This window comes from Allobacillus sp. SKP2-8 (genome assembly GCF_007559355.1).
Lineage (GTDB): Bacteria > Bacillota > Bacilli > Bacillales > Alkalibacillaceae > Allobacillus > Allobacillus halotolerans.
The window spans coordinates 6093-25959 of sequence record NZ_VMHF01000022.1; the positions used below are offsets into that span (position 1 = coordinate 6093).

19 protein-coding genes and 1 pseudogene are annotated in these 19867 nt (G+C 38.5%); 3 read left to right on the forward strand and 17 right to left on the reverse strand.

The window, feature by feature from the left end:
* Window positions 1-163: 163 nt before the first annotated feature.
* From FPQ10_RS11820 to FPQ10_RS11830, 3 genes are all read right to left on the reverse strand, one after another.
* Window positions 164-385 (reverse strand): SHOCT domain-containing protein, encoded by a 222-nt coding sequence (locus tag FPQ10_RS11820; RefSeq protein ID WP_216687779.1) that lies wholly within the window; start codon window positions 383-385, stop codon window positions 164-166.
* A gap of 116 nt (window positions 386-501) precedes the next feature.
* Window positions 502-1917 (reverse strand): alpha-amylase family glycosyl hydrolase, encoded by a 1416-nt coding sequence (locus FPQ10_RS11825; RefSeq protein ID WP_144163701.1) that lies wholly within the window; start codon window positions 1915-1917, stop codon window positions 502-504.
* A gap of 102 nt (window positions 1918-2019) precedes the next feature.
* On the reverse strand, window positions 2020-2394 hold the full coding sequence (locus FPQ10_RS11830; protein ID WP_144163702.1) for a YisL family protein: 375 nt from the start codon (window positions 2392-2394) through the stop codon (window positions 2020-2022).
* 261 nt (window positions 2395-2655) lie between these two features.
* Between FPQ10_RS11830 and FPQ10_RS11835 the strand changes: the two genes are divergently transcribed.
* Window positions 2656-3846 (forward strand): ornithine--oxo-acid transaminase, encoded by a 1191-nt coding sequence (locus tag FPQ10_RS11835; protein ID WP_144163703.1) that lies wholly within the window; start codon window positions 2656-2658, stop codon window positions 3844-3846.
* 43 nt (window positions 3847-3889) lie between these two features.
* On the opposite strand, the gene FPQ10_RS11840 is transcribed toward FPQ10_RS11835, so the two are convergent.
* From FPQ10_RS11840 to FPQ10_RS11850, 3 genes are read right to left on the reverse strand one after another with little or no spacing between them, the layout of a single operon-like run.
* The gene (locus FPQ10_RS11840; protein WP_144163704.1) at window positions 3890-4399 is read right to left on the reverse strand and encodes a GDYXXLXY domain-containing protein; all 510 of its coding nucleotides are present in this window, start codon (window positions 4397-4399) and stop codon (window positions 3890-3892) included.
* Entirely contained in the window at window positions 4389-5594 is a 1206-nt protein-coding gene (locus FPQ10_RS11845; protein ID WP_144163705.1) for a DUF2157 domain-containing protein, read from the reverse strand. The genes FPQ10_RS11840 and FPQ10_RS11845 overlap by 11 nt, the downstream gene beginning before the upstream one ends.
* Before the next feature lie 15 nt (window positions 5595-5609).
* A complete protein-coding gene (locus tag FPQ10_RS11850; RefSeq protein ID WP_186278674.1) occupies window positions 5610-6773 on the reverse strand; it encodes a DUF418 domain-containing protein in 1164 nt (387 codons plus the stop codon).
* A 195-nt stretch (window positions 6774-6968) separates the two neighbouring features.
* Here FPQ10_RS11850 and FPQ10_RS11855 point away from each other — a divergent pair, with 195 nt between their 5' ends.
* Window positions 6969-7373, forward strand: coding sequence for a DUF4181 domain-containing protein (locus tag FPQ10_RS11855; RefSeq protein WP_144163707.1), 405 nt, complete (start codon window positions 6969-6971; stop codon window positions 7371-7373).
* A gap of 40 nt (window positions 7374-7413) precedes the next feature.
* Here the strand turns inward: FPQ10_RS11855 and FPQ10_RS11860 are convergent, their stop codons facing one another.
* The 10 genes and pseudogenes from FPQ10_RS11860 to FPQ10_RS11895 form a co-directional block, all read right to left on the reverse strand.
* Window positions 7414-7842, reverse strand: a complete 429-nt coding sequence (locus FPQ10_RS11860; RefSeq protein ID WP_144163708.1) for a DUF7878 domain-containing protein — start codon at window positions 7840-7842, stop codon at window positions 7414-7416.
* Window positions 7843-7889: 47 nt separating this feature from the next.
* Window positions 7890-8108 carry a helix-turn-helix domain-containing protein gene (locus tag FPQ10_RS11865; RefSeq protein ID WP_144163709.1) on the reverse strand — a complete coding sequence of 73 codons (219 nt, stop codon included), beginning with the start codon at window positions 8106-8108 and terminating at the stop codon, window positions 7890-7892.
* A 10-nt stretch (window positions 8109-8118) separates the two neighbouring features.
* Window positions 8119-8594: pseudogene (locus tag FPQ10_RS11870) on the reverse strand (DUF2975 domain-containing protein).
* Window positions 8595-8947: 353 nt separating this feature from the next.
* Complete coding sequence (locus FPQ10_RS13405) at window positions 8948-9340, reverse strand: hypothetical protein (RefSeq protein ID WP_246569316.1); 393 nt, start codon at window positions 9338-9340, stop codon at window positions 8948-8950.
* Window positions 9337-9708: a class I SAM-dependent methyltransferase gene (locus FPQ10_RS13410; RefSeq protein WP_255439949.1), complete on the reverse strand. Its 372-nt coding sequence runs from the start codon at window positions 9706-9708 to the stop codon at window positions 9337-9339. The genes FPQ10_RS13405 and FPQ10_RS13410 overlap by 4 nt, the downstream gene beginning before the upstream one ends.
* Window positions 9709-9850: 142 nt before the next feature.
* Window positions 9851-10180, reverse strand: a complete 330-nt coding sequence (locus FPQ10_RS11880; RefSeq protein WP_144163710.1) for a type II toxin-antitoxin system PemK/MazF family toxin — start codon at window positions 10178-10180, stop codon at window positions 9851-9853.
* Window positions 10170-10340, reverse strand: coding sequence for a hypothetical protein (locus FPQ10_RS13145; RefSeq protein WP_186278675.1), 171 nt, complete (start codon window positions 10338-10340; stop codon window positions 10170-10172). Before FPQ10_RS13145 ends, FPQ10_RS11880 begins: the two co-directional genes overlap by 11 nt.
* 197 nt (window positions 10341-10537) lie before the next feature.
* The gene (gene addA / locus FPQ10_RS11885; protein WP_144163711.1) at window positions 10538-14248 is read right to left on the reverse strand and encodes a helicase-exonuclease AddAB subunit AddA; all 3711 of its coding nucleotides are present in this window, start codon (window positions 14246-14248) and stop codon (window positions 10538-10540) included.
* 2 nt (window positions 14249-14250) lie between these two features.
* Window positions 14251-17724, reverse strand: coding sequence for a helicase-exonuclease AddAB subunit AddB (gene addB, locus FPQ10_RS11890; protein ID WP_144163712.1), 3474 nt, complete (start codon window positions 17722-17724; stop codon window positions 14251-14253).
* A 63-nt stretch (window positions 17725-17787) separates the two neighbouring features.
* Complete coding sequence (locus FPQ10_RS11895; RefSeq protein WP_144163713.1) at window positions 17788-18444, reverse strand: TVP38/TMEM64 family protein; 657 nt, start codon at window positions 18442-18444, stop codon at window positions 17788-17790.
* Window positions 18445-18602: 158 nt separating this feature from the next.
* On the opposite strand from FPQ10_RS11895, the gene FPQ10_RS11900 reads away from it, so the two are divergent.
* A complete protein-coding gene (locus FPQ10_RS11900; protein WP_144163714.1) occupies window positions 18603-18983 on the forward strand; it encodes a YhjD family protein in 381 nt (126 codons plus the stop codon).
* On the opposite strand, the gene FPQ10_RS11905 is transcribed toward FPQ10_RS11900, so the two are convergent.
* Window positions 18958-19443, reverse strand: a complete 486-nt coding sequence (locus FPQ10_RS11905) for a competence protein ComK (protein WP_186278676.1) — start codon at window positions 19441-19443, stop codon at window positions 18958-18960. The genes FPQ10_RS11900 and FPQ10_RS11905 overlap by 26 nt on opposite strands.
* Between the last annotated feature and the right edge of the window lie 424 nt (window positions 19444-19867).

The window sequence follows — 19867 nt, forward strand, 5'->3', positions numbered from 1 at the left end:
AGTCTTATAGAGGGGCCCTATACCCTCGAATGAACGAAAATTTTTTCCGGAAAGTCTTATAGAGGGGCTCTCATAATATTCGGTGGTTGTGATACTCCTAGGTTTGATTGCAACACGAAGAAAGTTAACAATGCCCCCTTGAAAATCAACTGAATCACTCTACTCAGCTGTTTATTTTCCTTTTCAAACGGTCATATTCCTCTTCAGTTATTTCACCGCGAGCTAATCGCTCATTCAGTATCTTGATCGATTGATCTTCCGATGGCTTTGTTTTGTTTTCACTACTGTTAAAGACCCAAAAAAGAAAAGTAATTAGTAGGATGATGAGAATCAATTGAATAAATCCCCATCCAAAAAAACCTCCCATATCGTAACCATGCATCATCATGAACACCTCTTATCATAATTTGTTTACGTTTTGTTATAGTTTTGTACTTAATTTTAATCATAATACAAAAACGGAAATCCAGTGAAGCTTAGCCGGATTTCCGTTTTGTCATCTTATATATTTTTATGTCGTTGTTTACGGTACATCGTGATCGCAAAGATAATAAAGGCTCCCATAACGCCAACAAATACAATTGTTATAGGCCAATATATACCACTATCTTCTTTAACAATGAAGATATTTGCGGATTCTCTGTCTGTTGCAATCCGGTATTCTCCGTTCTCCCCTTCTCTGACAAGGTCGTTAATCAATAAACCTTGCAACTCTTTACCTGAATCAATATCCGTTAAATTGATATGTTGAGAAGTTTCTGTCGTATTGATCAAGACATAGGTTTTCTCATCATCCAATATGCGTTCAAAAGCGAGGAAACCATTCTCATCATGGAGCACCTTCATTTCTCCTGAGCTTAAGGATTCGTATTTGTCTCGCATACTTGATAATTTTTCTACATGTCGTGTTACTTGATCATCTCCGGCAAGGAAATTAATCATTTTATGTGTGGATAAATCATCAATCGATCCATCCATCGGTATTTCTGAACCTTGGAATAGTATCGGATCATTCGGTGCAGTGAATAAATAGGTCAATGCTAATTTCCACCGAGTTACCGGGTGATTCCCCGTCGGTTCCAATGCTCTAGTAAAACGGTCCGTATGCAAAAAATCAATGTAGTGAACGACATCATTTGATTGAAAGAAAGGTTGGTTCAACAATGATGTGAAATCTGCCCCATAACCAGTAAAGCTTGAGAACGTTTCCTCATGGTCACCAAATCGTATGACCTGATTGAATAGCTCTACGCCCTTTTCCAAAGAAGATTCATCAGACATACCGCCTAACCAAAGACCATCCACTTCGTTCATCAACAGTTCGAGTGATTCTGCAGGCAATTGATCAGCATTTTCAATATAAAATCCATCAAATTGAAATTGTTCTACCCAATCGCTCAACCGATCAGAAATATAGTCTACCGCAGACTCATTAGTGAAATCGATCTGACCATCTGCTTGAATCCAGTCTCGTCCCAATAATTCCGATGAAGAACTTACCTGTTGCAACGGAGTTTGGACCAATACATCGATGCCAGCCTCATGTAACCGATCAACAAGCTGCTTCAATTCCTCTTCACTGCCATACGTTTCTTGGAGATTCTCAAACGAATTGACCTGCTGACCTAAATAATCTTCTGAATCAACAATCGGTGAAAGAATCACTTCTGTGACACCAATCGTTTTCAAATGATCAATATTATTTTGAATACCTTGATAGTCCCCACCATAAAAACCGGCTGTCGAATCTCGATCAATTTGTTCCGTATCATTTTCAGTTGTTCCATTTTCAAAGCGATCCACTAATATATAATAATAAAAATGGGACGAATCCTCTTCAGCAGATAGTGGAGCTACCTGCAATCCTGCAAATACAATGAAGAATAAAAGCGCCCCATAAATTAATCGTTTAACCATTTCTCTCACCACTTTTTATGTAAATTTCGTAGAAGTTCCATTCACAGATGTTGAATAGGGAATCATGAGAAAAGCCTCATTTGAAGAGGCTTTTCAATCACGTTATGGCAAAATTCCCATCGGTAAACGTCCAAATCCTAAAGCAATCGTCAAAATCAATGCGATGACAAACTGAAGCCAGCCACCGAAAGTTGGCTTTCCTTTTTTGCCACGGATCAAGATCATTTCCATTGCTGCAATAATCCAAATACCACCGGCCGACTTAACCAAGGCTTCTGTAGTCTCTGACCATGGTGCTCCAATATAGAATCGGAAAAACAATTCTAAACCTGTCAGCAAAATAAGAACATAGAATAGTCGAAGTACCATATGAGTGATCTTTGCGGCTTTCTCTTTACCTTCTTTACCCATAAATGAAAGTACAACAATAAATAAAATAATTCCGACTGCCCATGTAGTAATGTGTAAATGGGTCATTTTCTATCGTCCTCCTCTCTTAACTATCCTACCATCTCTCATTATTCCATGTGTTCATTTCATTGACAACTTTTAAACATTTTAAACCGATTATAATACAGCTAACTGCCCACCATGTTGCATAGGAAAAACCATACCAATGGCTTCAGTTTTTCTTTACAGAGATATGTGGGAGGGGTTTCAGGGGAATAGTTCACAGAGATAACCATTCTACGTTATAATGGAATTTGGAACAGAATACCGGTAACGGAGGCGATTTTAATGGGTACAAAAACAGAACAAATTATTGAACAAACCGATCAATATGGTGCACGTAACTATAACCCTCTACCAATTGTTCTCTCAAAAGGAGAAGGCATTTGGGTAGAAGATCCTGAAGGGAACCGATACTTGGATATGCTAAGTGCTTACTCAGCTGTCAACCAAGGTCATCGACACCCAAAGATTATTCAAGCATTGAAAGACCAAGCGGATCGGATTACACTCACTTCCCGTGCGTTTCACAACGATCAATTAGGCCCATGGTATGAAAAGATTTGTAAGTTAACGAACAAAGATATGGCTTTACCGATGAACACAGGAGCAGAAGCCGTTGAGACAGCTGTCAAAGCAGCAAGACGTTGGGCTTATGACGTAAAAGACGTTGCTGAAAACCAAGCAGAAATCATCGTTTGTGAAGGAAACTTTCACGGACGTACGATGTTAGCCATTTCTTTATCGTCTGAAGAAGAATACCAACGTGGTTATGGACCATTACTACCAGGAATTAAAGTGATCCCTTATGGTGACGTCGATGCGCTGAAAAATGCAATTACAGACAATACAGCTGCGTTCTTATTTGAGCCGATTCAAGGTGAAGCTGGAATTAATATTCCTGAAGAAGGTTTTCTAAAAGAAGCTTATGACGTCTGTAAAGAAAACAATGTCTTATACATGGCAGATGAAATCCAAGCGGGACTTGCAAGAAGTGGTAAAATGTTCGCTTGTGACTGGGAGAACGTCGAACCTGATGTATTGATCTTAGGAAAAGCGCTCGGTGGTGGTGTCTTCCCAATCTCATGCATTGTTGCTAACAAAGAGATCTTAGGTGTCTTCAATCCAGGTTCACACGGATCGACTTTCGGTGGAAACCCATTGGCTTCTGCAGTATCCATTGCTTCCTTAGAAGTATTGGAAGAGGAAAAATTAGCTGAACGTTCCTTAGAGCTCGGTAATTATATGCTGGAAAAACTTCGTGAAATCGACAATCCGAAAATTAAAGAAATTCGTGGACGTGGACTCTTTATCGGAGTTGAATTGACGGAATCTGCAAGACCTTACTGCGAAGCTTTGAAAGAAAAAGGATTGCTCTGTAAAGAAACACATGATAATGTCATTCGTTTCGCTCCTCCATTAATCATCGAAAAAGAAGATTTGGATTGGGCAATTGATAAAATTAAAGAAGTACTATAACAAAAAAATCAGTTAGTGAACAACATGTTCCTAACTGATTTTTTTAATCGATGACTTCGATATCTACCACTTTACTTTGTCCCCAAGGAGAGAGGGCGATTTCTACTTTGAACCTTGGTTGTGAGCGGTTCACCTGAAAATCAGATGTATCCGTTTGATATTGATCGATTCCAAACCGGACAACATGAGTCATCTCCTGGCTCTTATGCGAATACCTCGTTTTCATAATAACTTCTTGATCATCTGCATCCATTTTTTTATCACTTGCCGCTTTTACTTGATAGAGTCCTTGCTCGTTTGGTGTCAACAGCACATAAATGACTTGATTTCGCTCAGGTGCTTCCGTCATAAACCAATTTTCTGGCCGAATCTCCTCCGCTGTAAAACGCAAATATATGGAATCATTAAAAATAATATCTTCATGTGGCATCGCTTTTGTTTGTAATGTGACCGTTTCACCAACACGTTCAATCAAATAGCCGGACAAAACCATACCGAACAAAAAAAGGATTTGGAAGCCAACAAGACCCATTAACAATTTTTTACGAATCATTGCGCTCCCCTCCTCCTTCTGTATATACTTTTTGTTGTCGATTCAATAGATAACCAATCCCGAGAAGAATGACTCCGGCAATTAAAAAGAATAAGGACTGACTTAAATAACCCCAAGCAACTTTCGTATAAACGACAAATGTACTGATTAAAAAGCTCGCTGTTCCAATATTCATTTGTTGGCGATCCCGCCGGTTGAACCCTTCCATCAATAAAGATACGGAAAAGATAAAAAGAGCAACAGAAGCTAGATAGTCACTGATCTCAGGTACAACGAAGCTTGGAATAAATATAACCAACTGCAAGATCGAAAATAATTCTTGTCTGCTATATAAATATAAGACGATCAAACTCATCAAGAAAATATGAATGACAAAATACGCAATATTAATCTCTTGATAGAAATTTAACTCCATATCCACAAACAAAACATGAAAGACGGCAAATAAAAACATAAAAAGTGGAGCGAACGTCTCAAACACCTTTCCGGCAACATTTGATTGTGTCATTTTGCCGATAAAATAGAGTAAAATCAAGAAGACTGTCACCCAAACAAAGGATAGTTTCTCCGTAGACAAGCCAATGATTTGAATGAAGTAAGCTAAACTGAACACAACCGCCATCCAGCGTATTTTGCGTATATAAACGATTATTCCAAACCCTAAGATAAATACAGCGAACAACAACCAACTGAACTCACGCAGACCAAATAAATCAACCATTTGCCCAACAACAATGATAAGTATGCCTGCTGCCCAAATCCATCGGCTTGAATAACTTAAATAAAGCAATAAAGCTACGATGCTCCATACAAGGAAAGTAAACACACTATTAAAATGGTAATGATACATGTCTCCAATTAGGAAAATTGACAGTCCGAAAAGTAATAAAGCAATCAAATAACTGACTTCACCAATTAACCGTTTGCCTTGTTCAAGCCATCTGGTTCCCAAGAAATAAAAAAGCAACAAAGAACCTATTAAAATGGCTGTTCGAATTAGTGGATAAATATCGGTCCAATTCGATGCCAAAAAGGTCAATAAAGCCAAGCTTAAAAGAATCAAAGCAAACGTAAAAAAGATCGATGTATTATTCCTCGTTGGATAAAGACTCAATATAGCCCTCCGCTGCTGGGAATCGATAATTTCTTCTTCTACCCAACGTTTCGATTCATTTTCTAACCATTGATTTTTCACTTCGTTGCCTCCCTTCTATTTCTTTTTGAACGCCACGACTCTGCCATATGTCAACGAACGATAAAGCCATTCAAATGGGCCAATGCGAAATTTTTTTAAATAGAAATAGCTTACTACCAATTGAATGAAGTAAATGATTACTACGAACAACATTAACTTGCTTAATGACTGTGTGCCGTACAGGTTCATACCGACTCCATAGAATAGCCAAAAACCAATCACACTCTGGAGTAAATAATTCGATAGCGATAGCCTGCCTACAGATGAAAATAACTTCACAAGAATAGATGTCTTCTGCATCGAAGTAAGAAGCATGAGTAGCGCAAAGAAATAGAAAATCGCTGAAGCACTTCCTCCAATAGAATCTTGTATAAAATTCAACCAAGCCTTATTTTCAAACAAGTATGGTCCAGCTTTAAAAACGACCGCAATGACAAATGTAATTCCAACTATTCGCCGGATTATTTGCTTATTTTTCTTCACTTCTTCAAACAACCGAAGACGCCCGATTATGATTCCGAATAAAAACATCGGTAAAATAGTCATGATCGTAAGCAGTAGTTGAATCGGTTCAACCATCAATAGCCAATCCGATAAATTTTGTTGAAAAATTTCACTATATGTACCTTGGTAAGCTTCGGTAGCTTTGTTGATTTCATGCTCATAAATAACTACCATTTGCTCTCTGACTGAATAGGCCGCCAATGTGAACAATATAGTAGGAACAGCTAATAAACTTATTGCCCAAATCAATAACTTTTTAATGGAAACTTGCAAGAAGCGAATGGCGATCAAACCAATAATACTATACGAAAACAGAATGTCCCCATACCAAATAAAGATTCCATGCAAAAGTCCAATTCCCATTAAAATAAACATTCTCTTTATTAATATTCGATTCGCTTCCAAGGAATCCCTTTTTTCATACATGATCCATAAACCGATGCCGAATAAGAGCGAAAATAATGGATAAAAGCTCGCTTGGAAAAAGAGGTCGATCACTGTCAGTATAAGATTGCTATCAACCATCGCCTCATTCGCTCCATAAAATGATTGCTTTCCCCCATACATGAAGTGAGGCGAATGAAATGAAAGTATATTAACAACTAAAATACCGAATAAAGAAAAACCTCGAATGGCATCAACTGCGATAATCCGATTCTTTGTAGGCGTGTTCATAACATCCATCCTTTATCAATCCTTATTCTATTGTATAGGAACAAACACTAGATTTGAATAAAAGTTAGAATGAACTTCTTTAACGAGTCTTGGAAATACATTTTTTTCCTTTATAATGAAATACAGTGAAGAATGTTTCGAGGTTTAATTGGGGCATGAAATCAATTTAATACTTCGGTTGAATGGAGGCTACTTATGGAACTTGTAAAAGCATTTCTAATCTTAATCGCTATTTTTCTTTTTATTATGCTCATACAAATCATCATTCGAAAATCCTTACACATGAACATTAAAGATATTTTCAAGAACAGACACATTAATTCATTGCACAAGAAAATAAATTGGTATATGGGTGGAATAGGATTACTCCTGTGGATTGTACTATTGATCAATACATCTGCAAGTCCGAGCCCTTCATTTCATGTTTTCTTATGGTTTATTATCGTGTGGGCGTTGCTTGATTTCATGATTTATGCATTTTTCACATTGAAGTATACATCAAAACGAAAAGAAATCCTTGTTCATTTTGCAGAATTAACCATATGGATAGCGGTGGTCGTCACTGTAATAAACTTCAATATTTTTGGTTTATCTGTTTAATAGTTAGTGTTGGTTAAAATATTTTTTATGAAATTTCGTTTTATTTTAAGTACTTGTCAAGTTTTACAACATAGTCTATTTCATGCAATTCATTGTTTAAGCTAGTTAAATAACCTTTAACAACTTCCATTAATTTCGTAGTAGGAATGAATTCTTCAGACTCAAACTCTTGCCAGATTGAAAAAATACGCCAATTGTCATTAGCCTCATAGATAAAGTTAAGAATTACTTCATCGTGGTCAATAGTCTCATAATTCATATTTACCCTGTAACCCTTTTGAACTTGTTGGATCCACTTTCCTAATTGAATTCCAAGCTCTGCAAGGTTGATAAATGGGTCGAAGAAAAACACTTTTCCATTTAGCGAAATTTTGAACTCACCTTCAATAAATCCATTGTCGTAAGCGGAATACTGTGGTTTAGTTTCTATTGGTTCAGTGTTTAAAGTAAATGAGATTTTAATGTCCATAAAATCACCTGTCGTTATATTTTTTTCATTTTTTTAGCACATACATTTTATTCGGATTCCTCGTCACTTCGATATTCGAGAATATCACCAGGTTGACACTCTAAAACCTCACAAATTGCATCTAAAGTTGATAATCGTATAGCTTTCGCTTTTCCATTTTTCAAAATGGAAATATTGGCCATCGTGATACCGACTCTTTCGGAAAGTTCTGTTACACTCATTTTCCTTTTCGCTAACATTACGTCAATATTGATTATAATTGCCACTGTCTTCACCTCAGACTGTCAAATCATTTTCCGATTTTATTACTAAAGCATTTTTGAATAACTTTTGAAGAACCGCTGCAAAAACCGCAATAACAACAGAAGTAAATATAATTATAAATCCGATAATTGCTACACTTGGGTGGAGGGAGCTTTGCGAAATAAGAAAAATAGTCCCGATCACATATAATCCACTGATTAAAATTGCACAGTATTTTATAGAATTTAATGCCTCTAAAGATTGATCGGTGAAAGCTTTACCATGATCAATATAGTTTAAGAGTTTTAGAGCTTGATATAGAGCAAAGAAAAATGGGATTGCTGTTACATACATCCCTATTAAAACTGGATATTGCAAATAAGCAAATTCTGGATACATGGACGCGGTATAACTCGCTAACCAAGGCAAGAAAACGCTGACAAAAGAAGTATCATAATTCCAATAAGAAAAACCGTTGTTTTTAAAAAGAATGTTGTTCCTCGTTTCATAAACAGCACCTCACTTTATCGTTATCCATATTTTAACGCTGTATTTATTGAATTACAATAAATTATTATCAATTTTTAATATTTTTTCTGTTCAACTAAGGAATGTCTTTAGAAAAATTAAAAAAGCTCCCTTGGTAAACTGACGGATTCGTTTTGTGAGTATTAAATATAAAAAATTTGAATCACCGTTATTGGTTAGGACATCGCAATTAACACTCGGGATAGCATAATAAAAAGGAACTTGGATAATCAAGCTCCTTCAATACTGAATTGTATAATCTTTTCTTCCGCAATCGCGCCCGTTAACGGAAGAACATTTATTTCTACTAAACCCCGTTAATTCTAATAGCTCACTATAATTTCTTTGAAATGAGAAACATTTCTGCAAAATCATTAACAAGTGTTTTATCTGGATTAGTTTTCACATCATATTTCATTCTTTCTAACCCTTCTTCATAGTCTTTATCGTCAACTAAAGTTAATACGGAAATATCTCTATTTTCAGCGTAATGCAAGTAGTCAACGACCTTTACATTTTCCATCCTATACTCGATTTTTAAGTTTACTTCTAAGCCCCTGCTTGTAAGCTCGTTAAAAATAACCTCTTTATTCCAATATCTTTTTAAATCTTCATAATAAGCTGATGGGAAGTAGTGATAAACCCACCATTTAGGCATATCGTGAATCGCTATATTATGTAATTTATAAATACCGCCTTTTTTTAATACACGATATATCTCATTCAACGCTTGTTCTTTTCACTGTAATGATGAAACGCATAGTTGTTAGAAATGAAATCGAATGTTTCTGAATGGTACGGCATTTCCTCTACATCAGCATTAGTAAATTCTATGTTTTTTACTTTTTCATTAGCCTTTTTTAACATTTGGTCTGACAGGTCAAGTCCATACCAATTTATATTAATCCCATCAAAATAATTAATTTGTTTTTCAAGATATAGACCTGTTCCACAAGATAAATCTAATACGTTATATTCTGCCTTCACGTTGTTCTCAATATACTCTTTCAAATCGTACTCAAATTTTATTTCATCAACTCTAAATTGGTTTTTATCGTATTTATCAGCTATTTTAGAATAATTAGTAGTTTTCAAATCATCGTCCCCCTCTTTAAGGGGCTTTATATTAATAATAATTTTATCAAAAAATTCCTGTTACCTTACTAAGCATTACTACTCTTTAGTCAATTAGCCTTCTTCAATTAAATGGCCCTTTTTCAGAGCTGTTAAGTGCTTTTTAAAATAATCTTTTGCACTTTTTTAATACGCTTTCAAGATCATGGTTATGTAAATCACCTAAATGACGTTTTAATTCAGAACCGTGTATGGAAGTGATTTTAGAAGTACGTGCAACAGATGGTTTTAACAGTCCTGCTTCTTTCCAATACTCCAAAACAACGTCAAATTGGTTTCTTGGTTTCTGACTGGTGACCGGTGCTATAATAACATCTACATCTAGCGCTAACTCATTTCCAACAATAACAACAGGGCGTTGTTTGATTTGATGCGTTCCTTTAAAACGAACATCTGCCAACCAAACCTCACCCTGTCTCATTTTATTGCTCATTGTATATGTCATCCTCCTCGTTATCCCACCAGGAGTAGTTTTCCCCCAACAAAATTACATCGGGAGTCATATATTTCTCCTTAATCTTGTCAAGTACCTTTTGTCTTTCTTGTTCACTCAACATATCAATTTCTTTTATAATTTTCTCGGGAATGGACATATGTCACACACCTCCATTATGCTATACCCTTATTATACATTATTACCTTAGTAACATAAATGCGCATACATTTTAAACTTAAAGAATTTATCAAAAATATTTGTTGGTTTTCTTATTATATATTTTGAATTTCTTAAAACAAACATAAATAACGAGACTTCTACATGTAACTGTAGAAGCCTCGTCTGTTAACATCATTATCCCTCGTTTGTATCAATGAGCAAGTTTCGATCGAAAAAGTATAAATACACATGATTCAGTTCGATGTTCCAAATCATTTCAATCGCTTGCTTATAAAGTTCAACTTGTGTTTCGTAGCGTTGTTTCAAGTCATTGATCTTCTCATCTGTCATTTCTCCGGTAATCGTATCCGTTTTGTAATCAATCAATTCATATCCATTGTCTGTTTCAACCAAGCAATCAATAACCCCTTGAACGAGTACGGATTCATCAGTCGGGTCTTCCCAATCCGGATAAATCTTACTTGCTGCAACTTCCATCGTGAACGGAATTTCCCGCTCGACCGAAACAGCATTCGCAAGCATTGCTCCAACATCGGAATGCATCAACGTCAAAATCGCTTCCCGGTTGATGACCTCTCCTTCATCTGGTGTTAACGCTTCTTTGAATACGAGCTCTTGAATAAATTCTTCTAATTGCTCAGCGTTCCATTCCTTATTCACTGGTATATGCTGCATCACGGTGTGCATGGCACTACCCGCTTCAGCTTTCGTCAATGGCTTTTGATCAACTTGCATGAAACGCGGACGGTCTAGTGAAATACGTGGTCGCTGACTAACGATGTCGGTCGCGCCATATTCATCCACCGGCTGCCTTAAACGCTTAATCTCCGTTACCGTTTGCTTCGCCCGTTTGTCCGCACTCGTTTGATATGAATAGCTGAAACGTAAGCGACGATCTACTTCCTCATATTGTTCGGAACGCTCAGGTAAGTAGTCTGCACTCCACTGTTGGATCGCTTTGTATAGTTTCTCGTCTCGCTCTGCAGTAATCCATTCCGGATCCAGATATTCACTGGCATGATCTACATGAATCGTCCATTTTGATTCATCTTGGCGAATTTCTTCGGGTATTCCACCGGCTAAGCCAGAAATTCGTAACTCATCATTTTGATGATGACGAATCAAAGCAGATCCAATCCAATTTAAATAGGTCGCTTGGTCCGTCCGTGTATGAGGCGGTAATACCCATTCCGAATGGTTGGCTACTTCATTCCATTTTTCCAATTGTTTTTGCCAATCTTTACTTTGACCAACCACGACGAGCTTTTCTTTTGCCCGTGTCAGTGCGACATAAAGTACTCTCATTTCCTCAGCAAGTGACTCTCGTGCCGTTGCGACTTTTAAGGCTTCAAACGGAAATGTATTATACAAAATTCGCTGATCGACATCCATATATTTCGAAGCCAGCCCATAATCTTTATGCAATATATAGCGTCCTTTTGTATCCTGTTGGTTAAATTCACGTCCGGCTGCACCTAAGATGACATAAGGAAACTCAAGACCTTTACTGCTATGAATCGTCATGATGCGAACAACGTCTTCTTGCTCCCCAAGCGCTCTTGCCGATGCTAGGTTTTTGTTCCGCTCTTCCATCCGTTCGATAAAACGCAAAAATCGAAACAACCCTTGATAAGACGAGCGTTCATAAGAGCGTGCCCGGTCATATAAGGCACGTAAGTTTGCTTGGCGTTGCTTACCGCCTGGCGTCCCACCGACATATTCAAAATAAGCAGTGTCCCGGTAGATTTTCCAAATCAATTTGGATAACGAACCATAACGGGCTTCTTCTCGCCAACTTTCAAGCAGTTCCTTTAGCTGTTTTAGTTGCTCAACTAAAGATGAGTCTTCGCCTAATCGAATATAGTTCAGCATCGCTTGATAAAAAGATTCTCTTTTTCCTTTTAAGCGAATTTTAGCAAGTCCATCCTCTGTAATTCCGACGATTGGGGATTTCAGGACACTGGCCAATGGGATGTCTTGCATTGGGTTATCAATGATTCGCAAGACGTTCATCATCACTTGGATTTCCATCGCTTCTAAATAGCCTGTCGACAGATCGGCATAAACAGGAATGCCCATTTGTTTCAATTCATCTTCAATGACTGGCGCCCACGTTAACGAACGCATCAAAACGACGATATCTCGATATTGAATCGAACGTGGTTGTTCCGTTTCTTTATCGATGATTTGACTGTTTTCAATCCAGTCTTTGATTTTTTTGGCATACGTACGTGCCTCAATTTGGGCATCTTTCAGGTATTTCCATTCATCGTTTTCAACGGAATCTTCTTCATCTTTTCGGACGACGTGTAATTCACAATCAACATTTGTCGTCGTCAGCTTTTCATAGACTTTGTTGCTGTAAATCAGTTCGGCTTCTTTCTCATAATCCATCTCGCCGACGCGTTCATCCAATAGCTGACGAAAAATATAGTTCGCGCCATCTAATACTTCTTTTCGGCTTCTGAAGTTGCGTGCCAAATCAATTCGCATAGCCGCTAATTCTTCTTGTTGAAAGTCTTTGTACTTTTTCATGAATAACGTCGGTTCCGCATGACGAAAACGGTAAATACTTTGCTTCACGTCACCGACCATGAATAATTGGCCGGCATCCTCTCCTGCAGTTAGTAGCTGCAAAATTGCCTCTTGAACTAAGTTCGTATCTTGGTACTCATCAATAAGCACTTCTCGAAATTGTTTTCGATACTGATTGGCGATATAGGATGGCAAATAATTTCCCGCTTCATCTTTTCCATCCGATAAAATTTGAACACAATAATGCTCAAGGTCTGAAAAATCAACAACCGCTTGCTCTTTCTTCTCCTGTTGAAATTTCTCATGAAATTCTTTCACGACGGTGACAAGCTGTTCGATTTGTGGTTTGATTTTTTGTAAATCATTCAACAGAGAATCTGGGTGTCTAGAAAACCATCGTTCTACCAGCTTCTCCATCCGTTTTTTAAATTTATCGCGCAGGTCTTTGACTGACTTTTTTAGGTCTTCGTCACATTCTGCTTTTTTCCCGGATAAACGGCTGAAGGTTTTTTGCTCATGAAATATTTCGTATAGCTGCTCCCATGGTTGCTGAAGTGAATTTTTCACGAGCTGAATCTGTTGAAGGTCTTTTTCCAATGTATCGACATAGTGGGCAGGGCCTTCTGGGAATTGAGCTATTTCTAATGCTTGAAGGGCTTCAAATTCCATCGCGTCAACCTTTTCTTCAATGTCTTTCCGAACAATTGGCATCCACTCTAGCTCATCCATCGACATGTCATCACGTACTTCATAACTTCCTGAAAGCCGGTCGAGCCAATCATCCGGGTCAGGGTGCTGGCGTGAGAATTCATAGACTTTTAATACGAGATCCATGACAGCTTGGTCATTCCGGTCATTGGAAAAACTGTCGACAAAACGGAAGAAAGCTTCTTGCTCTTCCCCTTCTTTCCCATACCATTCTTCAAACGTTTCTTGCAATAAATCATTTCTTAATAAATCGGACTCGACGTCGTCCAATATACGAAAACCTGGATCGATTTCGAGTTCGAAACCATATTTACGAACGACTTCCATACAAAAAGCGTGCAAGGTGGAGATATGAGCTTTTTGTAGTAAAGATAATTGCTTTCGTAAGTGTTGAGAATCTGGATATTCAGCAAGTGCTTTTTCCAACGCTTGTCCGACACGCGTCCGCATCTCTTGAGCGGCCGCATTCGTAAACGTCGCAACAAGCATTTCATCGATTTCATACGGGTCATTTCCACGCGTGATTTTTTGGATAATCCGTTCGACCAATACAGCGGTTTTCCCCGAACCAGCTGCAGCGGCGACTAAAATATCTTTTCCATCCTCATAGATGGCTTGTTCTTGTTCTTTTGTCCAGTTCATGCTCATTCTCCCCCTTTCGGCATCATTTTGGATAAGATGATTTCATCTTTTTCGGGTTTCAATCGACGGAAATCATTCTCTTCAAGTTTTGGATCGAATTGACACACAGAGTTGAACGGGCAAAACGTACAAGCAACCTGGTTATTGCTTTCATATGGATTTAATTTGACTTCTCCCTGGACGATTTCATCTCCTGCTTGTTTCATCAAGGACCGAGTGTATTGACTCATACGACCGAATAACTCCCTGTCCATGATACTTGAAGACTTCGTGAACGCTCCATCCTTTTTGAAACCAAACGGCGCAATTTGACTTGTCCCTGATTCCATCGATGTATCCATGGCAGATGCGATTTGCCTGTCTTCAAGCAGCAACCCTTTCATTCGGTATTCCTTCAATAGTTCCTTCTCCAGCTGCTCTTCTGACAGAGGATTATTAATGATTGGGTTATGCACATGGAAGTACAGAACACCTGCTGGGTCAGCTTTCTTGCCAAGCCATTTTTCTGAATGGGTTAAAACGACATCCAAATAAGTAAGCATCTGCAAGGACAAACCGTAGTAGACATCTACAAGACTTAAATCTTTCTCGCTAGACTTATAGTCAATAATGCGAAGATACAAGTCGTTATCAATCTCTGTTTGATCGACTCGGTCCACTCGGCCATTGAGCTCCAATTTATAACCGCCCGCCAAATCAAGGGCAAGCGGAGGTAGCTCCTGATTACGACCAAAACCGATTTCAATGCCGACCGGTTTAAATTCAGACTGTTTCGATTGATAGACAAGCATATTCGTCGCACGCAAAATAACATGTCTTAATTTATATAAAATGTATCGATAACGATTGGAACTAAATAAGATTTGATTATTTAAAATCGGTGCTAAATACGTGATGGCTTCATTTGCGTAATTTTCCACGTCTTCATTGGTCAGTTCGAATAACGCTTTTCCATCTCGCTGTACCCATTCCGTAATTAATCGTAACGACTCATGGAATAACTGCCCAATATCCGGAGCTTCCAATTTAAATTGCTTTCTCTCTTTTAAACCGAGCGTGTATTGAGAAAAATAATGATAGGAACATTGAAAATAGGTTTCTAATCGGGAAACACTGGATTGGATTGTTTCCGTAAATAACTCTTTGGTCGTATCTTCGTCGATGGATACAGGTAAATTTGAATGAAATAGACTCGTTAAAATCATGCGTGTTTTTGAATCTTTTTGATCCATATACCAATGAAGGGTATCCCAATAACTATCCGCGATTGGATAGCCACGTAAATACTTGGATAACTCTTTCGTCAACACCGCACGCGACTTCGTCGGATTCGCAATAAAGCGTAAAGGTTCTTCCTCGTCTTCATCATCCAACACCCATTTACTTTCCGCTTCAGGAAACATGTTTTTTAGCCGTTTGATCAATTGGGCAGGTGTTTTCGTTTTTCCTTCTTCATCGCTCAGCGGATAACTGATCCATAATTGGTCAGATGGTAATGTCAATGCGAGATACATATAAAAACGGTCGTCCAGTAGCACGCGGTCCGCTCTGTCGGCTAAAGTCATACCGACTTCTTCTAACATTTCACGTTCTTCATCCGTCACTAGGCCATCAGATGCTGGCTTTTGTGGATACTGCCCTTCATTGACACCGAGAATAAAACCAACACGGACATTACGGATTCTCGACCGTTCGACATCCCCTACAATGACGTGGTCAATCGATGGTGGGACTTGGGAAAACTCCAACGTTCCAATTCCAGCTTCAACAAGTTGTCTGAATAGCTGATCTGACAGTTCATCATCGCCAAGCATCTCGACGAACTCATCCAGTAAACCGATCAGGGCGTTCCAAGCCTGCTCCTGCTCGTGAGCCGTTTCAACCTTACCCGCTTCTTCATATGAATCACGCAAGCGCTCCAGCTGTTTTCCAACTTGAATATGCTCCAGCCATTCATAAATCGCGATACACTTTTCTTTTACGGTCTTGGCTCGTCGATATGCATGATCAAAGGATTCGAGAGCATCCAACACTTGTTTTCGATACTGATTAATCTGTTTCTGAATTTGTTGCTCTTCTGTTGTCTGTTTTCGGAAAGAAATGCCGCTTAACCGCTCATACTTCCACGTATAATCACTCGTCCATTGGTCTTTTCTCCGGATGCCGTATTCCAATACGTAATTTTCCAAGAAATCGATTGCTTTTTCATCCAGTGGGTCCTCTTTATCGGTTGCCGGGATAAACCCTGTTTTCAGTAGTCGAAACATCGCATCATATGACCAGTTTCGTTCGATCAATTCAATGCCTGTTCGAACAAGCTCGATCAATGGATGATGGAGCATCGATTTCTTTTGATCGACGAAGAAAGGGATACCATAGTCTTCGAAAATCGTTTCAATCAAATCATTATACGTATCTTGATCACGAATCAATAAGCCAAAATCACGATAACGATATTGCTCATCGCGAACGAAACGAATGATTTCTTGTGCAACCCGTTCTACTTCTGCCCGAGGATGAACAGCTTCCATGAACGTAATCGGAGTGTCGCCGTTGTAGGCTGGCATTGGATTTGCCTCAAGGTTTTTCTCCAAATGTTGCATCGCTTTATTATTGCGGAATCGCCGCGTTTCCGGATCCAATTGAACGGAATGAAGCACAGGTACATGCGCATGTTCAGCAATTTGATTTAGTTGTTCGAAAGTCGTACGCGGTTGATGGAATAGATCTAATTCATCTGTAGACCCTTCGATACCATCAAGCGTCATAGCTACTTTCAATTCTTTCGCCTGTCGCATTATCGCTTCCAGGACAAAAAGCTCCTGTGGTGTAAATCGATAAAAGCCATCAATATAAAAACTGGCATTCTGAAAAAATTTCGTTTCTTCGATTTTTTCAACGAACAGTTCCAGTTGATCTTCCGCATCGATATATAAATCGCTCATTCGCTCTTGCATTTGAGCGTAAATCAGTTGCAAATCTTTCAATTTAGCATGAAGAGCTAACTCATTTGCGGACAAGCGGTCTTTATGTTCGAGTTCCATTACAATATTTTGCAAGATTTCTGGATTGATTCGATACCGCTTCATTTCTGTAATCATCTTTTCCAGCCGGTCAATAAAGCCTTGCTTTTCCATTGCTTTTTGGAAACTATCAAAGCTTTCCTTATATTCTTCGACAATTTTACGAAGCATCATTTGTGTTCCAGTGCTGGTGATAAACGGTTTCGTTCCACCGCCCACTTGTTGGAATACATACCAAGCTAACCTAGAAAAGCTCAACACTTGTGCCCGGGTTGAACCTTTAATGCGGCGATTTCGAATCAATTCATATTCGACTTGAAAAGCCATTTGGTCAGGAACGATATAGTAAATCGGATCTCCTGTCGGGTCCATCAACAATTTCTCTTCCAACTCATCCAATATGTATTCAGTGACATTTGCACCTGATCTTCCAGTAATCCATTGAAGTGCCAACGATTTTCCCCCTTTTAGAAAAAAGACTGAAAACGGAAGGTTGTCCGTTTACCAGTCTTTCATTTATTCGTTATCCTTGTTTTCAGAATCAAATTGATTCGCATTCGAGTTCATCCGAGCTTCGATGAATTTACCGATCGCCCAAACGAAGACAATACAAACACCAATGACAATGGCTTTTGTCGGATTCGTGGCGAAAGATGTTATGCTGCTTCCCACATAGGATACAGAAAAAATCATAACAGCCTTCCCCAGTATAAGCGATAAGATAAACTGCTGAATAGAAATTCTTGAAAATGCAGCGACAACATTAATTAAAGCAGATGGAGAAAATGGAAAACAGAGCAATAAAAACAGCGGTCCAAATCCACGTCGGTCAAAGAACGCTATAATTTTCCGAACCTGTTTTTGTTCTTTGATTTTCTGAATCCATTCAAATTGTTCCATCTTCCGTAGAAAAATAAATAATAAAGTCGCTCCAAGAACTGCACCGATCCACGAAAATATAAATCCAAAAAACAACCCATACACGATGCTATTCGCTAATATAAATACAATAATTGGCAGGAATGGCAAAAAAGCTTCGATGAACGGCAGAACGATTCCCGGAACGGGGCCGAAGCTTCCGTAAAGTTCGAGAATACGTATAATCATATGGCCAACCACGGTATCAGAAATTAATGATGATAATTCGTCTAACGTTGAATACTCAAGCGACATACGACTTTCTCCAATCTTTTCTGTCTACTTTCATTGTATAGAAAAAGCCGTCTTTTGCCTACTATTTTTAATAACCATTTCGTATTCGTCATTGAATTGTTCGATACCTCATAGTATAATGGAACAAACGTTCGATAGTCAAGGATGGAGGGATCATCATGAGATATTTAAATGAAGAAGAGCATAAAACTGCATCCAGATATTTATTTTTGTCTATGGCGATTATTGTCGTCGAGAAAGACATTCAATTCGTCGAATCCGGACCGTTTAAGATCAAGGAGCCCTATTTAGAGCTCCTGCGGAAAATGGAACATCGCGCACGGATTGAACGCCGTGAGTTACGGAAAAAAATGAGGGATATGAATGTTGAGGTCGTTTTCTTACAGAAGGATGATTCGTTTTCCACATACTTATTTATGGCAAGAGGGTATGAAGAGGAAAGGCGTTATTTCAATCCAGCGGTTCGGAAGAAGGTTGAACAAATCTTGTATGAGTTGATGCGTCAAGCCTACCTTAATCGCTCTCCTGAGGTTTCGTAATTCGCTCCATCAACAAGTGCCTATATTGTGCCGTACGCAATACTTGGTTGGTCAATGAGCGATAAGAGACATTAACCGTCAGTTGCTTGCCTCCTTGAAAGTGGATGATTGTTCGTTTGGAATCGACTTTTTCGAGGCGTTCAATATGTTGGTGGGAAATCCAAGTGCATTCAGAGGAGCTAGGAGAAGTAGTCGGTAAGAAAAACATACCGAGCATCGGATCAATCACAATCGGGGCTTTGCGATTGACACCAAAAATTGCTCGGGTGCCTTCAAGTCTTCCTCTCAAGCTAGAGCCGTAGAATAAGCAACCGCGGTCGACAAATTGTTTTGGTGAAACATCCGTGAAGTATTCTTGATTTTTTTCCAATACGAATGATCCAAACTTCTTCCCTTCTTTCGGTTGGGGAACAATCGCCAATGTCGTTAAATTCAGTAAGGGCTTTTGGTTAAACTCCAAGTACAATCACTCCTTTACAAGATTATCTTTATACTATGGAATTCTCTCTTTTATGTAAAATTTAGGTTTGTTATTGATTAGCACTGAACACAACAAAAAATGAGCAGATTTTACATAGAATTTGATAAATTCATGTAAAAAACTACTCATTTTGATGATTATTCAACTATTTCGCTAAACACATTTGTACTGATTTAGTTCATTTTTCAGAAGTAGTAATTACATCACTCATCTATTTAACCCTTCTGTTCCTTCCGACTGTGAAACACTTGCATAGTTAATGCATAGGTGATCAGAGCGCTTCTATTCGACCAGATTTCGGATATGACGAATCATTCGGGTGATTAGAGTGCTGCTATTCGACCAGATTTCAGATATGGCGAATCATTCGGGTGATTAGAGCGCTTCTATTCGACCAGATTTC

Excerpts from the sequence above, each read along its gene's own strand:
- FPQ10_RS11850 (WP_186278674.1), bottom strand. The coding sequence starts at position 6,773 with ATGAACACGCCTACAAAGAATCGGATTATCGCAGTTGATGCCATTCGA.
- FPQ10_RS11820 (WP_216687779.1), bottom strand. The coding sequence starts at position 385 with ATGATGCATGGTTACGATATGGGAGGTTTTTTTGGATGGGGATTTATT.
- FPQ10_RS11855 (WP_144163707.1), top strand. The coding sequence starts at position 6,969 with ATGGAACTTGTAAAAGCATTTCTAATCTTAATCGCTATTTTTCTTTTT.
- FPQ10_RS11860 (WP_144163708.1), bottom strand. The coding sequence starts at position 7,842 with ATGGACATTAAAATCTCATTTACTTTAAACACTGAACCAATAGAAACT.
- FPQ10_RS11835 (WP_144163703.1), top strand. The coding sequence starts at position 2,656 with ATGGGTACAAAAACAGAACAAATTATTGAACAAACCGATCAATATGGT.
- addA (WP_144163711.1), bottom strand. The coding sequence starts at position 14,248 with ATGAACTGGACAAAAGAACAAGAACAAGCCATCTATGAGGATGGAAAA.
- FPQ10_RS11900 (WP_144163714.1), top strand. The coding sequence starts at position 18,603 with ATGAGATATTTAAATGAAGAAGAGCATAAAACTGCATCCAGATATTTA.
- FPQ10_RS13145 (WP_186278675.1), bottom strand. The coding sequence starts at position 10,340 with ATGTCCATTCCCGAGAAAATTATAAAAGAAATTGATATGTTGAGTGAA.
- FPQ10_RS11830 (WP_144163702.1), bottom strand. The coding sequence starts at position 2,394 with ATGACCCATTTACACATTACTACATGGGCAGTCGGAATTATTTTATTT.
- FPQ10_RS11840 (WP_144163704.1), bottom strand. The coding sequence starts at position 4,399 with ATGATTCGTAAAAAATTGTTAATGGGTCTTGTTGGCTTCCAAATCCTT.
- FPQ10_RS11825 (WP_144163701.1), bottom strand. The coding sequence starts at position 1,917 with ATGGTTAAACGATTAATTTATGGGGCGCTTTTATTCTTCATTGTATTT.
- FPQ10_RS11895 (WP_144163713.1), bottom strand. The coding sequence starts at position 18,444 with ATGTCGCTTGAGTATTCAACGTTAGACGAATTATCATCATTAATTTCT.
- FPQ10_RS11880 (WP_144163710.1), bottom strand. The coding sequence starts at position 10,180 with ATGAGCAATAAAATGAGACAGGGTGAGGTTTGGTTGGCAGATGTTCGT.